The organism is Streptococcus sp. FSL K6-1323 (assembly GCF_038630745.1).
GTDB classification, from domain to species: Bacteria; Bacillota; Bacilli; order Lactobacillales; family Streptococcaceae; genus Streptococcus; species Streptococcus salivarius_D.
On sequence record NZ_CP152039.1, the window covers coordinates 1,812,128 to 1,827,237 of the forward strand.

Annotated in this window: 15 protein-coding genes and 1 tRNA gene; 6 read left to right on the top strand and 10 right to left on the bottom strand. The window is 41.1% G+C overall.

The window, feature by feature from the left end; genetic code table 11:
- Positions 1-743: 743 nt before the first annotated feature.
- Both NST80_RS08395 and NST80_RS08400 read left to right on the top strand, forming a co-directional pair.
- The gene (locus NST80_RS08395) at positions 744-1,445 is read left to right on the top strand and encodes an ABC transporter ATP-binding protein (protein WP_045001504.1); all 702 of its coding nucleotides are present in this window, start codon (positions 744-746) and stop codon (positions 1,443-1,445) included.
- Between the two features lie 14 nt (positions 1,446-1,459).
- Entirely contained in the window at positions 1,460-4,102 is a 2,643-nt protein-coding gene (locus NST80_RS08400) for an FtsX-like permease family protein (protein WP_183138270.1), read from the top strand.
- A gap of 50 nt (positions 4,103-4,152) precedes the next feature.
- Here the strand turns inward: NST80_RS08400 and NST80_RS08405 are convergent, their stop codons facing one another.
- The 3 genes from NST80_RS08405 to NST80_RS08415 form a co-directional block, all read right to left on the bottom strand.
- Entirely contained in the window at positions 4,153-4,881 is a 729-nt protein-coding gene (locus NST80_RS08405) for a MerR family transcriptional regulator (RefSeq protein ID WP_004183250.1), read from the bottom strand.
- 174 nt (positions 4,882-5,055) lie between these two features.
- On the bottom strand, positions 5,056-5,646 hold the full coding sequence (locus tag NST80_RS08410) for a 3'-5' exonuclease (protein ID WP_070579620.1): 591 nt from the start codon (positions 5,644-5,646) through the stop codon (positions 5,056-5,058).
- A gap of 48 nt (positions 5,647-5,694) precedes the next feature.
- Positions 5,695-6,231, bottom strand: a complete 537-nt coding sequence (locus NST80_RS08415) for a DUF536 domain-containing protein (RefSeq protein ID WP_002884601.1) — start codon at positions 6,229-6,231, stop codon at positions 5,695-5,697.
- 516 nt (positions 6,232-6,747) lie between these two features.
- Between NST80_RS08415 and NST80_RS08420 the strand changes: the two genes are divergently transcribed.
- Complete coding sequence (locus NST80_RS08420; protein WP_084870997.1) at positions 6,748-7,107, top strand: metal-sulfur cluster assembly factor; 360 nt, start codon at positions 6,748-6,750, stop codon at positions 7,105-7,107.
- Positions 7,108-7,264: 157 nt separating this feature from the next.
- On the opposite strand, the gene ilvD is transcribed toward NST80_RS08420, so the two are convergent.
- Positions 7,265-8,968: a dihydroxy-acid dehydratase gene (gene ilvD, locus NST80_RS08425; protein ID WP_002884316.1), complete on the bottom strand. Its 1,704-nt coding sequence runs from the start codon at positions 8,966-8,968 to the stop codon at positions 7,265-7,267.
- A gap of 127 nt (positions 8,969-9,095) precedes the next feature.
- Here ilvD and NST80_RS08430 point away from each other — a divergent pair, with 127 nt between their 5' ends.
- The gene (locus NST80_RS08430; RefSeq protein WP_045769072.1) at positions 9,096-10,277 is read left to right on the top strand and encodes an NAD(P)/FAD-dependent oxidoreductase; all 1,182 of its coding nucleotides are present in this window, start codon (positions 9,096-9,098) and stop codon (positions 10,275-10,277) included.
- Positions 10,278-10,348: 71 nt separating this feature from the next.
- Here NST80_RS08430 and NST80_RS08435 read toward each other — a convergent pair.
- The 5 genes from NST80_RS08435 to NST80_RS08455 all read right to left on the bottom strand — a co-directional run bounded on the left by NST80_RS08435 (position 10,349) and on the right by NST80_RS08455 (position 13,758).
- A tRNA-Ser gene (locus NST80_RS08435) sits at positions 10,349-10,435 on the bottom strand.
- 57 nt (positions 10,436-10,492) lie between these two features.
- Positions 10,493-11,134: a tRNA (guanosine(46)-N7)-methyltransferase TrmB gene (trmB, locus tag NST80_RS08440; RefSeq protein WP_003096317.1), complete on the bottom strand. Its 642-nt coding sequence runs from the start codon at positions 11,132-11,134 to the stop codon at positions 10,493-10,495.
- A gap of 9 nt (positions 11,135-11,143) precedes the next feature.
- On the bottom strand, positions 11,144-11,935 hold the full coding sequence (locus NST80_RS08445; protein WP_118172077.1) for a phosphotransferase family protein: 792 nt from the start codon (positions 11,933-11,935) through the stop codon (positions 11,144-11,146).
- 57 nt (positions 11,936-11,992) lie between these two features.
- Positions 11,993-13,030, bottom strand: coding sequence for an ABC transporter permease (locus NST80_RS08450; RefSeq protein WP_037599161.1), 1,038 nt, complete (start codon positions 13,028-13,030; stop codon positions 11,993-11,995).
- Positions 13,027-13,758: an ABC transporter ATP-binding protein gene (locus NST80_RS08455; protein WP_037599160.1), complete on the bottom strand. Its 732-nt coding sequence runs from the start codon at positions 13,756-13,758 to the stop codon at positions 13,027-13,029. The genes NST80_RS08450 and NST80_RS08455 overlap by 4 nt, the downstream gene beginning before the upstream one ends.
- A 64-nt stretch (positions 13,759-13,822) precedes the next feature.
- On the opposite strand from NST80_RS08455, the gene NST80_RS08460 reads away from it, so the two are divergent.
- Together NST80_RS08460 and NST80_RS08465 are read left to right on the top strand one after the other, a co-directional pair.
- Positions 13,823-14,242 carry an HIT family protein gene (locus NST80_RS08460; RefSeq protein ID WP_037599159.1) on the top strand — a complete coding sequence of 140 codons (420 nt, stop codon included), beginning with the start codon at positions 13,823-13,825 and terminating at the stop codon, positions 14,240-14,242.
- Positions 14,239-14,538: a hypothetical protein gene (locus tag NST80_RS08465; protein WP_014634939.1), complete on the top strand. Its 300-nt coding sequence runs from the start codon at positions 14,239-14,241 to the stop codon at positions 14,536-14,538. The genes NST80_RS08460 and NST80_RS08465 overlap by 4 nt, the downstream gene beginning before the upstream one ends.
- Positions 14,539-14,718: 180 nt before the next feature.
- On the opposite strand, the gene NST80_RS08470 is transcribed toward NST80_RS08465, so the two are convergent.
- Positions 14,719-14,886 (bottom strand): hypothetical protein, encoded by a 168-nt coding sequence (locus NST80_RS08470; RefSeq protein ID WP_014634940.1) that lies wholly within the window; start codon positions 14,884-14,886, stop codon positions 14,719-14,721.
- Positions 14,887-15,110: the final 224 nt, after the last annotated feature.

Genomic DNA, 15,110 nt, shown 5'->3' on the forward strand with positions numbered 1-15,110 from the left:
AGCAAAATTCTGTCCAAACACTTTAAATGCAACTATAAAAAGAATTCTTGATTCAGGTAGTGGAGTTTTCAACATCCTAAAATACTATTAGAAACTAAAACCCCTCAATTAGACCAAAGAAAGCTACAACAAAAGTATTTATAAAACGCATCCCAATAAACAACTCATTCTAAAAATGCGCACCTCTCATTTAGATATCTAATTTTAAAGTATTTACAACTTCTTTAAAAATAACTAACACACAAAAAATGATTACGAAAAGGCCGCTATTTCCCCATGAATAAATTAACCCATATAGAAAATGTATCTTCCAAATGCAAAAAAATGGCGGTATTCTGGATATATCCATGCTCGAAACTATGAAAAAACTCTTTATCCATCATCAACTCTGACGCAAAAGTAGATTCCCTCTGACACCCCTATGGTGAAACATTTACCGACCTAAAGCCTCCGACAATGATGGAAATTTGGAAAAATGGGAAATCCACTCAGTAAAAGACTAAAAATAACCTAACTTTATAACTATTCCACCAAATTTTCACCTCACTCAAAGCTCATCTAGAATAGGTTTTTCTCATGTGTAAACGCTTCACTCAAATTTCTGTCACATGTAAGAAAATCTTATCGTCTTTTGAACCTTTTTTTGCTTCAAAAACTAGATATTCCAAGGAAAATCCGTTACAATAGAGTACGGAAAGATAGGTAATTATCAGCATCATTATTTTCGTATGAAAGGGAAATTCATGGCTTATATTCAAATGAAGCATAGCTATAAACGCTATAAAACCGGTGATCTGGAAATTATCGCAAACAACGACGTAAGCTTTGATATTGAAAAAGGGGAGCTTGTCGTTATTCTCGGTGCCTCTGGTGCCGGGAAATCAACCGTTCTTAACATCTTGGGTGGTATGGACACCAATGACGAAGGCCGCGTCATTATTGATGGTAAGGATATCTCTGAATACACAGCTAAAGAACTGACAACCTATCGTCGTGAGGACGTTGGCTTTGTGTTCCAATTTTACAACTTAGTTTCAAACCTTACGGCCAGGGAAAACGTCGAACTAGCATCCGAAATCGTTCCAAACGCTAAAGATGCTACTCAAACACTCGTCGAAGTCGGTTTGGGAGACCGCTTAGACAACTTCCCATCACAACTATCTGGTGGGGAGCAACAGCGTGTTGCCATTGCACGCGCCGTTGCCAAAAATCCAAAGATCCTTCTTTGTGATGAACCAACGGGGGCTCTGGATTATCAAACAGGGAAACAAATCCTGACCCTCCTTCAAGAAATGGCTCGCAAACAGGAAACAACTGTTATTATCGTGACCCATAATGCTTCTCTAGCTCCAATCGCCGATCGTGTCATTCGAATGCACGATGCCAAGATTAAGAGTGTGGAACTTAATCCTAATCCACAAAAAATCGAGGACTTGGAATACTAGAAAGGAGCACCGTCATGAAAAAAACAACTTATTGGAAAGATGTTTGGCGAACCTTTGTAGCTTCTAAAGGGCGTATGCTCTCTATTGCCTTGCTTATGGCACTGGGATCCTTTGCCTTGATTGGTCTTAAAGTAACTTCTCCTAATATGAAAAAAACTGGGGAACACTTCTTCAAGACGCATCAAACAGCTGACTTGACCTTAATCAGTACTTACAGTATCAACCAAACCGATCAGGACCTTCTCAATACGATTAAAAAGAAGAATGTAGATATCGAGTATGGTTATTTCAAAGATGCTGTCATCAAGGGGAAGAATACGGCATTTCGTATTTTCTCTAAACCTAATAAAATCTCTACTTACGACCTTATTGAGGGGAAACTTCCTACTAAGGACGGGGAAATCGCTCTTTCCTCAACTTATAAAGAAGAATATAGCGTCGGAGATAAGATTAACTTTTCTGAGCCAGTAGATAGCTCAGGGCAAAAACAGTTAAAGGAACAAACATATACCATTACTGGTTTTGTTAATTCCTCTGAACTTCTCTCTAGGAACCGCCTTGGTAATGCCAGCGCTGGTACGGGGAAACTGGATGGCTATGCCATTGTTCCAGAGACGGACTTCACCTCTAATGATTATATGATTGCCCGCATCCGCTACAAGGATTTGGAAAATGTTAGTCCTTTTAGCAAGGAATACGCAAATAAGATTTCTGAACGAAAGGCTGAACTCAAAGAACTCTTTAAAGACGAACCTGAGAAACGCCTCGCTGAAATCAAGTCACAGTCTCAAGCTCAAATTACTCAAGCTAAACAAGAACTTGAAACAGCACTCGCACAGACCCAGCAAATGGCTACAAGCAACCCTGCTGAAGCTGCTAGCGTCAAAGAAGCTACTGCCAAGATTGAAGCCAAACAAAAAGAACTCGAAGAAAGTCAAGCAATGGTTGATAATTTACCAGCGCCTAGCTATCAATTCTACTCTCGTCGAGAGATTCCGGGTTCTGAGGGATATGTTGCTTATGAAAGTAATATTAACATCATTCACGATGTGAGTAACATCTTCCCTGTCGCTCTCTACTTTATGGCAGCTTTGGTTACCTTTGTAACCATGGGACGCTTTGTTGAAGAGGAACGTGGTAAGGCTGGTATTTTCAACGCCCTAGGCTACAGTAGTCCGAGAATTATCCATAAATTCGTCATTTATGGTTTGATTACGAGTATTACTGGTACAACCGCAGGTGTTATTACCGGTCATACACTACTTCCGATTCTCATTCACAATACTTATAAGAGCGATTTGCAGCTTCCTGCTTTCGAATTGCACTTCTACCTAGGACTTACTCTTGTGGCCTTCCTTTTAGGTCTCTTATCTGCTGTGCTACCTGCCTTTGCGGTTGCCAAGAAAGAGCTCTGGGAAAAACCTTCCCAACTCCTCCTTCCAAAACCACCTCGTGCAGGAGCTAAGATTGTCCTAGAACGCATCACACCTCTTTGGAAACGTCTCAGCTTTACGGAAAAAGTTACCATGCGTAATATTTTCCGCTATAAGCAACGGATGTTTATGACCCTCTTTGGTGTCGCAGGTTCTATTGCACTGCTCTTCGCAGGTTTAGGCATTCGATCTTCTGTATCTAACCTTAACCAGCAACAGTTTGAAGACATCATTCACTATGATATGATTGTTGCCAAGCAACCAAATACGTCAAGTGCTTTGGATGAGGAACTCACTAAACTCCTCGATAGTAAAGACGTTAAAGAATACTTGAATGTCCATTTTGAAACCTTGCAAAAAATTGCCGGTAGCAACAAGGACACTCAGGAAATCTCAACCCTTGTCTTTAACGACCGTGACGATAAACTCGTTGATAGTTACGTTAGCTTGCATGACCGAGACCGTAATAAGACTCTCAAGCTATCTAATGACGGAGCTATTATCTCTGAAAAAATGGCCAAACTCCTAAACCTCAAGGTTGGAGATACCATTACTGTGCAAAACAGTCAGGATGAATCTGTCAAGATTAAGATAGCTGGTATCACTGAAATGTACATGGGGCATTTCCTCTTTATGAATGCTAGCTACTACCAAAAAGCTTTTGGAACACCTTCAGTGAATAATGCCAACCTTGTTACTCTCGCTGAACCAACTAAGCAAAATGTTGAAAATATGGCAGCCAAATTCATCAACTTACCAAATGTTTATGGTGTTGTTCAAAACAACAACCTTAAACTGCAGATTAGCACTATGGTCAATTCATTGACACAGGTTATTGGTATCTTGATTACGGTTTCCATTCTCCTTGCTGTGGTTGTTCTCCATAATCTCACTAACATCAACGTTTCAGAACGTATCCACGAACTTTCAACCGTTAAGGTTCTTGGTTTCTACAATAACGAAGTATCCCTCTACATCTATCGTGAAACCATTTACCTTTCAATCATCGGTATCTTCGTAGGGTTCGGTCTTGGACAGGCACTTCACCATTATATGGTAAGCATCATTCCGCCAGATCGTATCATGTTTGATCCATCTCTCGGATTGGCTACCTACCTTTTACCAGCTGTCCTTATCGGCATAATCCTTATTATCCTTGGCTTCGTCGTCAACAAACGTCTTGCCAAACTAAATATGCTTGAAGCTCTAAGCTCAGTTGAATAAGCTAAAAACGCCTGAGAAGTAATTCTCAAGCGTTTTTTATGTTCGATAACCTATTTTGTTTTAGTCTTAGCCAACTCTAGACAGTAGGTCTTCACATGACAATGAGGACAAGTCAGTTTACGAGTCCTAGGTGTATGTCCAGAAATGGCAAACTCTTTAAAACTAGGATCAAAGGTCCTATGACAATTAGGACAGAGGTATTCGACCTGCTTTCTATAATGATATACCAATAGATTTATGGCTATTAAAAATGTCGGACAGACAATAAACAAACCTCTGGGATCCTTAAAATAATAAAAGACAACCAGTAGGCCTAGCAGATAAAGAAGGGAGGTTAGAATGACACTCCCATACATTCTCAACTGCAAATGACGCCATGATTTTTGATTTTCCATAAGACGTGAAATGTCTGACAAATCTTCCAACGAAAGTTGACGCCGCTTAGCAGTGGCTTTTTGCAAGTGACGGGCACGTTTTAGTCTGACCTCTATTTCCTCTGAAGACTTTTCCAAGCTTTCGATTTGGTCTGTCAACAACAGCTCTAAAACCTGTTCCCTATTCTCCTCTTGCAAGAGTTTTTGGATTTGTTTGATTGAGAAATCCAAATCTCTTAAGAAACAAATGACTTGCAGTCGTTCCAAGTCTGATTCGTGATAGATTCTCCGACCACCCTCTGTGACTTCAGATGGCGTCAAGATCCCTCGTTGATCATAGTACTGGACAGTCCTAACAGACACTTCTGCTGCTTTAGCCAACTCTCCTGTTGAAAACTGCGACATCTCAGTCACCTCCTTTTAAGATTTTCTATCAAAGGAGGTCTTTCACCACCTTTGATACCTAGATTCCACCTTATAACGTAAGGTAATATGCAAGCTATCACCCTAGAGGATTTTCTTTTCTTACAGAAAAAGTTAGCTATCACTCTTTACAGCCTTTACAGTTCTTGTAAAGCTTTAGTCGAAAAGACCGCCCAAACCTAAGGCTGCAAAAGGATTGTTACTGACTTCTTCCTGTTGCTCCAAAAGTTTGGCATTCTCATCTAATTCGAGAAACTTCTCGTAAATCTGAGCGGTCATCCGAGCATCCTCCAAGCTGTTATGCCCGTGTCCCTTGATTCCGAAGAAATCTGCCACACTGGTTAGCTTGAGATTGACAATACCATTCAAATCCGAAGCACGACGGTCAAAGGCCTCATCAAAAACATCTAAAGCATATTGCTCTTCCAAGTCTAAACCATTTTCCAACAAAATAGGCAAGTCCGACTTAAGGGCATTGTAGCCGATAAGTGGAGTGTCGCCAACAAATGATTTAAAATCCGCCAGAACGGACTCTAGCTTTGGTGCCTTGGCAATCTTATCCGCTGTAATTCCCGTCAAACCATTGATAAAGGACTGTAAAGGAACGTCCGAATAGACAAAAGAGTCAAACTGATCCACTTCCTCATGCTGATCCATCTTAATGGCAGATACTTGGATAATATGGCTAACACCATCCACTGTGTTGAACTCCAAATCAAAGGCAATATAAGTTTCTAAATTTTCCATTTTATCTCCTATAATAGTTAAAGCTGAGACTGAGTCCCAGCTTCTTTTTTATTTTCCAAATAGACGTCCAAAGAAACCTTTTTTAGAAGCTTCTTCTTGTTTGGTCTGGATTTCTTCCACTTGGGCCTTGGCTTCGTCAACCTCAACCTTAGCCTCATCGAGTTCCAGTTTAAGCTCTTCCTTGTCCTTCATAGCAGTCAAGGTCAATTGTTGCTGTTGATCGATTTGCTTGTCCTTTTCAGCGATTTGAACGTCTTTGACACGCAATTGATCATCCATGTTAGACAACTGCTCATCCTTAGCCTTCAACTGAGCATAAAGACGGGCAATCTCAGAGTTTTTCTCGTCTACAAGAATCTCTAACAACTCACGTTGCTTTGTTTCTTCATCGATTGGCTCATCGTCAAAGATGGTTTTCTTGTAGATTTCCTCCAACTTAATCAAGCCACTGCGTTTAACGACAGTAACCCCTTTAGCATTTTTTTCTAGATCTTCTTCTGGAAGTTGTTTGACACGATTATTGACTGCTTGACGACTAACGCCAAGGATTTCAGCAATCTCGCTGACTGTCTTTTCAATACTCATAATAGCCTCATTTTCTCTTGAAATGTCTTACTATGAGAATATCACAATCACTCCTTTCTGTCAATTTGACTAGTTATTCTGGATATCTGAAGGACTCTTTTTAAGTTCCTTTTTCCTTTCACTCTTCAAACAATTTACTTGATAGGAAGCTAAGCTTTTGGTAAACTATGTGTGGGTATAAATGTATATAGAAGGAAAGTCTTTGACTTAAACAATCGGTACTTCCAAATTAGGTTTGGCCGGTATCAGATCTGTTGTATCTAGGAATGGTGGGAACAATTCCACAAGGTTTGGGATTTTCATTCTTGCTCCAATTATGGGTGGCATTCGAGCAACCTTGGTTGCAAAACTGCTTGATATTGAAGCATAAATCACATTATCTTCAACGGTTTGACTGTTGGAGTTTTTTTATTGTCAATCCACTCGCTCACTAAAGTCTCATATTGCCATCCGAGATTGAAAAAAGCCCTAAATTATGCCATAATAAACAAAAGCAAAATAGAAAGAATGAGTCCTATGAAAAACTTCCGTGATGATATTAAGGTCAATTATTTGGCCCAGCCCTTCTTAGAGCCAATCGTTGAACAAATGACCACTGTATTCGACCCTGAGATTGAGCTAGACATTTACAACCTTGGTTTGATTTATGAAATCACCGTCGATGAAAATGGCCACTGCTACTTCCTTATGACCTTTACTGATACTGGTTGTGGCTGTGAAGAGACTATGCCTTATGAAATCGCTGAAAAGCTAAAATCCATTGACGGCATTAACTCTGTCAAGGTGGAAACCACTTATTCACCAGTCTGGAAGATGACACGTATCAGTCGTTATGGACGCATTGCCCTTGGTATCTCACCTCGAGGCGGAAAATAAAAGGAAAACCGATTGGACATTTCCAACCGGTTTTTTTGAGGCTAACAGCAGATAGACGATCACTTTTTCATGATGCTGCCATCAACTGTCTCAGGATTTAACACCAAAAAATCACATCGCACATATGTCCGGTGTGATTTTATTTTATATCATGTAATTAGGCTTTACCTGATTTATCCATGTTCCAGAAGTCGGTAACGGCACCACGAGATGCTGATGAAACGATGTGAGCATACTTACCGAGGACACCACGGCTATAAAGTGGTGGCAACTCAGTTTCAGCTTTACGCTTCGCCAACTCTTCGTCTGAAACGTGCATAGTAATTTCTTTGGTATCTTGGTCAACTGTAACCATATCACCTGTACGGAGGTAGGCAATAGGTCCACCAACCTGAGCTTCAGGAGCAATGTGACCAACAACGAGTCCGTAAGTACCACCTGAGAAACGTCCGTCTGTCAAGAGGGCAACTTTGTCCCCTTGACCCTTACCAACGATCATTGATGACAATGACAACATTTCTGGCATACCAGGACCACCCTTAGGACCTACAAAACGTACAACAACTACGTCGCCATCAACGATTTCATCAGAAAGAACTGCTTCGATGGCATCTTCTTCTGAGTCAAATACTTTAGCAGGACCAGTGATGTTACGAACTTTAACCCCTGATACTTTGGCAACCGCACCTTCTGGAGCCAAGTTACCTTTCAAGATAATCAATGGACCATCAGCACGTTTAGGATTTTCAAGCGGCATGATGACTTTTTGACCTGGTGTCAAATCATCGAAGGCCTCCAAGTTTTCTGCAACAGTCTTACCAGTACATGTGATACGATCACCGTGAAGGAAACCATTCTTAAGAAGGTATTTCATAACGGCTGGCACACCACCGACGTTGTAAAGGTCTTGGAAGACATATTGACCTGAAGGTTTCAAGTCAGCCAAGTGAGGTACACGCTCTTGGAAATCGTTGAAATCTTCAAGTGTCAAATCAACATTAGCAGCGTGAGCAATAGCGAGCAAGTGAAGTGTCGCATTTGTTGAACCACCAAGTGCCATTGTGACAGTGATGGCATCTTCAAAGGCTTCACGTGTCAAGATGTCTGATGGCTTAAGACCTAGTTCAAGCATCTTAACAACCGCACGACCTGCTTCTTCGATATCTGCTTTTTTCTCAGCTGATTCTGCAGGGTGAGATGATGATCCTGGAAGACTCATCCCCATTACTTCGATTGCTGTCGCCATTGTATTGGCAGTATACATACCACCACAACCACCAGGGCCAGGGCAGGCATTACATTCAAGCTCTTTAACCTCTTCGGCAGTCATATCACCGTGGTTCCATTTACCGATACCTTCGAAAACAGAAACCAAGTCGATATCCTTACCGTTAAGATTACCTGGTGCAATGGTACCACCATAGGCAAAAATCGCTGGAATATCCATGTTAGCAATGGCAATCATAGAACCAGGCATGTTCTTATCACATCCACCGATAGCAACAAAGGCATCGACGTTGTGACCACCCATAGCTGCTTCGATTGAGTCAGCAATGATATCACGAGATGTCAATGAGAAACGCATCCCTGGTGTCCCCATAGCAATACCATCAGCAACGGTAATCGTACCAAATTGAACTGGCCAAGCACCCGCGTCTTTAACACCTTCTTTGGCAATTTGACCAAAACCGTGCAAGTGGATATTACATGGTGTGTTCTCAGCCCAAGTTGAGATAACCCCAACAATAGGCTTTTCAAAACTATCATCCGTCATCCCAGTCGCACGAAGCATGGCACGGTTAGGTGATTTAACCATGCTATCGTAGACAGATGAACGGTGTTTCATGTTATTTTCAGACACGATATTTTCCTCCATAGTTAATAACTATTCTAATTTAGACTTCTACTCCTATTCTAACATAAATTGTCTAAAAAAACTGACCATTTACCAACTATTCTCCCTTTTTAAATTATGCTAAAATAAAGGCATGAAACATTTTGATACTATCGTTATTGGTGGGGGACCTGCTGGCATGATGGCGACCATCGCCTCAGCCTTCTATGGCCAACAAACCCTCCTAATTGAAAAAAACAAACGTCTCGGAAAGAAGCTGGCTGGTACTGGCGGTGGACGTTGTAATGTTACTAACAACGGGACTTTAGACGATCTTCTAGCAGGCATTCCTGGTAATGGACGTTTCCTCTATAGCGTCTTTTCACAATTTGATAACCACGATATCATTGCTTTTTTCGAGGACAATGGTGTCAAACTCAAGGTTGAGGATCACGGGCGTGTCTTCCCTAAGACAGATAAATCACGGACCATCATCCAAGCTCTGGAAAATAAAATTCAGGAACTGGGTGCTAGTATCCTTACCAATACAGAAGTTGTCTCCGTCAAAAAAGTTGATGAGCAATTCCAAGTTAAGTCTTCAGACCAGACTTTTACCAGTGATAAACTCATCGTCACAACTGGAGGAAAATCTTACCCATCGACTGGTTCAACTGGTTTTGGACATGATATTGCCCGCCACTTTAAGCTCCATGTCACTGATCTTGAAGCTGCAGAAAGTCCACTCCTAACCGACTTTCCCCACAAGTCCTTGCAGGGAATTTCTCTTGACGATGTCACTCTGTCCTATGGTAAACACAAGATTACCCACGACCTTCTTTTCACCCATTTTGGCCTATCTGGACCAGCTGCTCTACGTCTTTCCAGCTTTGTCAAGGGTGGTGAGATTGCCCATCTGGACTTTCTTCCCAACCAAAGCCAAGAAAATCTCAAGACTTACTTTGAGGAAAACCGTGAGAAATCTGTCAAAAACACTCTCAAAGCGCTTGTCCCAGAGCGTGTCGCTGAATTTCTAGCAGAAGATAAGGCTGATAGCAAGGTTAAACAACTGCACCCCAAAGACTTGGAAAACATTATCAGTCAGCTTAAGGACATGGAAATCCCAATCATAGGTAAAATGTCACTTGCCAAATCCTTTGTGACTAAAGGTGGCGTTGACCTTAAGGGAATTAATCCCAAGACCCTAGAAAGTAAAAAAGTCCCTCACCTACACTTTGCAGGAGAGGTCCTTGACATCAACGCCCACACTGGTGGCTTTAACATTACTAGCGCCCTCTGTACTGGTTGGGTAGCAGGTATCCAGAGCCCTTGGGACTAGGAAGATTTTTCAATTAACGACAACAAAAAGGTCCCTTCTATGACAGAAGGGACCTTTTGTCTATTTCTAAAAGGAGAGGAGGGGATTCGAACCCCCGAGCCCCGTTAAGGACTACACGCTTTCCAAGCGTGCGCACTCGGCCTCTATGCGACCTCTCCACAACAAACGATTAGCCTATTAATGGCTAATCGTTATTTTAATCAAGTTTTCAAGAGTTAATCTTTAAACTGAGCCTCTACTCGATAGATGACCTGACCTTTTTCTGAGAACTTACGCTCGTATTCAGTCATGACGTTGCCTTCATAATCACTGGCATGAAGGTCCAACCAAACTTTGTTGAGAACCATTCCATACTGTGAAAAGCTCGCCAAACTGTATTCGAAAAGTCCACGGTTGTCTGTCTTAAAGTGAATCTCTCCATTTTCAGGCAAAATTTGCTTATAAGTATCTAGGAAAGTCTTGTAAGTCAAACGACGTTTCTCGTGGCGACTCTTAGGCCATGGATCTGAGAAATTCAAATACATCATATCCACTTCGCCATCTTCAAAATAATTGGTCAAGGCTGAGCCATCCACGCGCAAGAGTTTGACATTTTCAGCACCCGAAGCCAAAACCTTATCCAAGGCATAGCTCAATACAGACAGCTGAATATCAATACCAATGTAGTTGATATCAGGGTTTTGTTGGGCCATACCAGTAATGAAGGCCCCTTTACCAGATCCTACCTCGATATGGATAGGATTGTCATTACCAAAAAGCTCATGCCACTTACCTTTAGCAGCCTCCGGCTCAAGGATAACGTACTGAGGATGGTTAGCTAGGTGTTCCTCTGCACCTTTACGTTTTCTAACTCGCATGTCTACTTTCTAATATCTGTGCAAGATCTCTCTGAATTTACGAAGTTCATAAATTTCTCGGTTGGCATGTTCCATATCACGACTATCAAAGAATTTTGAAATCTGTGTCAAATATGAAAACTGCCCATACCAGTAAATCTTGTCCATCACAAGGTCGTTGTTCTTATAGCCATAGTATGACAACCACTGTGGCCAATGTGCCAATGGGATATAATGGCTGAGGATCTGCGCCACATCATACATACGATCTGTTAGACGTACAGAATCCCAATCAACCAAATAAATCAATCCTGAGGTTGTGATGACAAAGTTACTATGACGAGCATCTCCATGAACAATTGTTGCAATCTCCGCACGAAACTCTGGAAGATGACGTTTCAAATCTCTAACAACGTCTTGAAGGAAGCCATTCTCACGCAATTGGTAAGCAGCGTTTTCCTCCCACTCGTGTAGAAGATCAAAAGGATTTTCAATATGATAATCCAACTGCAAGAGTTGATTAACCAAGTGTTTAGAGCGGTGCAAATTACCAAGAATTTGGATAATCTGTTTACTGTTCATGTCATGTTTGGTCAAAATACGACCATCAAGCCACTCCTGTGCACTCATCATGTCACCATTTCCCAGACGCTTAGCCCACAAGAGCTGCGGTGCAATCTGTTCCTTGGCAAGAGCTGCCAAGATTGGTGTTGTATTCATCTTCACAAAGACGCGATCTCCGTTTGGGTAAGTTCCCATATAGGCCTTACCACTATTTCCTTTGAGAGGAGTCAGGCTCAAATCTTTATCTGTTGATGTCACCTAGGCATCTCCTTTTTCTTTAGTCATTCGTTTCTATTTTAACTTATTTAATAGGTGTTAGTCAATCATCTTCTTAAGCTTGGCTGGTAGGTAAACAAGGCTCAGAACTAGCATCATTCCAACCAAAATCAGACTAAACTTAAGGTCGAAGAGACAAATAGCCTGTACCAAAGTCAGTACAAGTACAATCTGGCTAATCAAGCGCTTAAGATTGCTTACCTGCATGTCTTTTCCAACTGGCATAAGGTTAGCCATTCTCTGATAAGCAAAGTGCGATTTAAGTGCTGTGAGCTGGAAGAGCAAGAGGTAGTCAAAAACAACCACAAGCACCATAGCCAACCATTTTTCAGGAACCAAAAAGATAACTAGAAGCGTTAAAGCAAAAAGTCGTAGGCTAAGGGCAAAGTAATCTCCAGAACGCAAGAAGGCCCTTAGGTAAAGATTGTACCAGGTATGTTCCTTGTCTTTCTTTGTACGTTTGAGAATAGCATCCAAATAAGAACGGCGTTTAACACTCGACGTAATCCCCTTAACATTGGTAAAGAGTGAAAAGAACTTCAGAATCGATTGTTGACGCTTGTTTTCCGCTGCAATAGCCTCAGTCCAATTCAGGCCAGACTGTCTATAAAAAGGTTGGGCCTTTTTCTGGAAAATAAAATACTTAAGAATAGCCATAGCCACAGCTACAAGGATAACTCCCCAAACTGGAAGTCCCAAGGCTAAAAAGAGAGGAATAACCAAAATAAAAATCAGGGTTTGTACTATTACCCAAAATCTAAAAGCACGCCCTGTTGCCTTCTTAACATGGTCTAGCACCTCTTCTTCCTTAACCAAAAGGTAGTGCTTGTCCGCAGGTTCTAGATAAGTAGCAATATTCCCCCAGAAAGGTAATAACAGACACAGCACAAGCAAGCCAAGAATGATTGCCCACGGATTTTTTGGAAAATGCTTCAGCAACTGGCTATACTGAACTAAGACAAAGCCTAGCAGAAAGAGAAGAACCAAGATAAAATGATCATTAAAAACGTAGCGACTATACTTAGCACAGCGGGTATTGAATCGCTTGCTACGCTCCTTAAATAGCTTAGCTATCATGACAATTCTCCCTTAGTTAACTGCATGTAGATATCGTTAAGACTAGCACTATCGTCGCCAAAAGTCTGACGGAGCTCCTCGAGAGTCCCCTGTGCTAAGACTTGACCGTGATGCAAGATCACAAAGCGATCACACATCTTCTCAGCTGAATCCAAAACGTGGGTAGACATGAGAATCGCCTTGCCCTTAGCTTTTTCCTCAGCTAAAAGCTCAATTAGGTCGGAGATTGCCAAGGGATCCAAACCCAAGAAGGGTTCATCAACAATGAAAAGACTGGGGTTAACAATAAAGGCACAGATAATCATGACCTTCTGCTTCATTCCCTTTGAAAACTGAGTCGGAAACCAGTCCAATTTTTCATCTAATCGAAAGAGTTTGAGGTACTTGTCCGCACGTGCCATCCCCTCAGTCACATCAAGACCATAGGCCATCAACACCGTTTCCAAATGTTCACGAAGCGTCAACTCTTCATAGAGACTTGGCGTTTCAGGAATATAGCCAATCTTCTGACGATAACTTGCCGAATCTTGCTGTATGGTCAAACCATCAATAGCAATCTGTCCTCCATAGGGTGTTAAGAGACCAATAATCTCGTTAATTGTTGTTGATTTTCCGGCACCATTAAGACCAATGAGGCCAATCAATTCACCATCAGCCACCTCAAAAGTCACATCTTTTAGGACGGGAATATTAGCGTAACCACCCGTCACCTTTTCTAATTTAAGCATTATCTTTTCTCTCTTTGGTATGATATAATCTATTATAACAAAAACTCATGGAAAGGTCGTTATTATGGATAATTGTATTTTCTGTAAAATTATATCTGGAGAAATCCCTTCATCAAAAGTCTACGAGGACGACAAGGTTCTAGCCTTCCTCGATATTTCACAAGCTACAAAAGGACATACCTTGGTTATTCCTAAAGAGCACGTTCGTAACATCTTAGAAATGTCTGCTGAGACTGCTGAGACTGTCTTTAGCCGTGTTCCAAAAATTGCTCGTGCCGTGCAAAAAGCAACTAGAGCAATCGGCATGAATATCCTTAATAACAACGAAGAAGTTGCTGGACAAACCGTCTTCCACGCTCATATTCATCTCGTTCCTCGTTACGGTGCAGACGATGGTATCCACATGGGATTTGACGAACACGAACCAGACTTCGCTGCCCTGGCTGACCTTGCTGACAGCATCGCTAAAGAGGTAACAGAATGAAAATTGGACGCTTTCTAGCTCTTGGAGCCCTCGCCTACGGTGCCTACTACGCCTATAAACGACGTGAAGACATCAAAGAGGAAATCCTAGACCTCAACCAATCACGAGAAAATATCTCTCACGATCTGGACAATATCAAACGCAACCTTGACATCATCAAGGAACAAAACCTTGTTCTCGCTGACATCAAACAAGACCTTAACTATAAAACACGCGTCTTCAAGAAAAACCTCGAACCCCGACTCAACATCATCCAAGAACGCTTGAAAAAATATCAGGGTGAGGATAAAGAATAAAGGTAAGTAGCCTGTGCTACTTACCTTTTTTATCAATGATGAAAACTTATAAAAAGTTTATGGATAGTGTAATAGTCACTCAATGTTCCTTTTTTTCACAACAGAAAGTACCATTCAATAATAAAAGGCACCACTAATCAGATTAAAGAGAACACTACTAAACCTATTTTCATATAATTACTATTTCTCTTTTAAAGCATTAATAATAGAACGTGTTGCTGATCTCGTTAAGCCTTGATTTTTAGGATGTGTCCTTAAATAGGAATGGACTTTGGTACCAGTATCTGAACGTGTGTAACCATTTGTATTAACAATCTTATTACTTAACAGTTTATCCAATAAATCCATTCTGCATCTCCTCACAATTAGTAATTAAAATTTATACTAAATGAATTCATTGTATCATAGTTACCATTCTGTATATTAGCAGTCCACCCAATATTTTCACCGCTCTTCATTTTATGCTTATAGTAGTTTGCTTTTTTTGCTTTTTCGTCTGATTCCTCAACTTTCTGTCCTGGATTAACTGCAACAAATTCTGATATAGATACTGACTGCTTTCCTTTCGGATC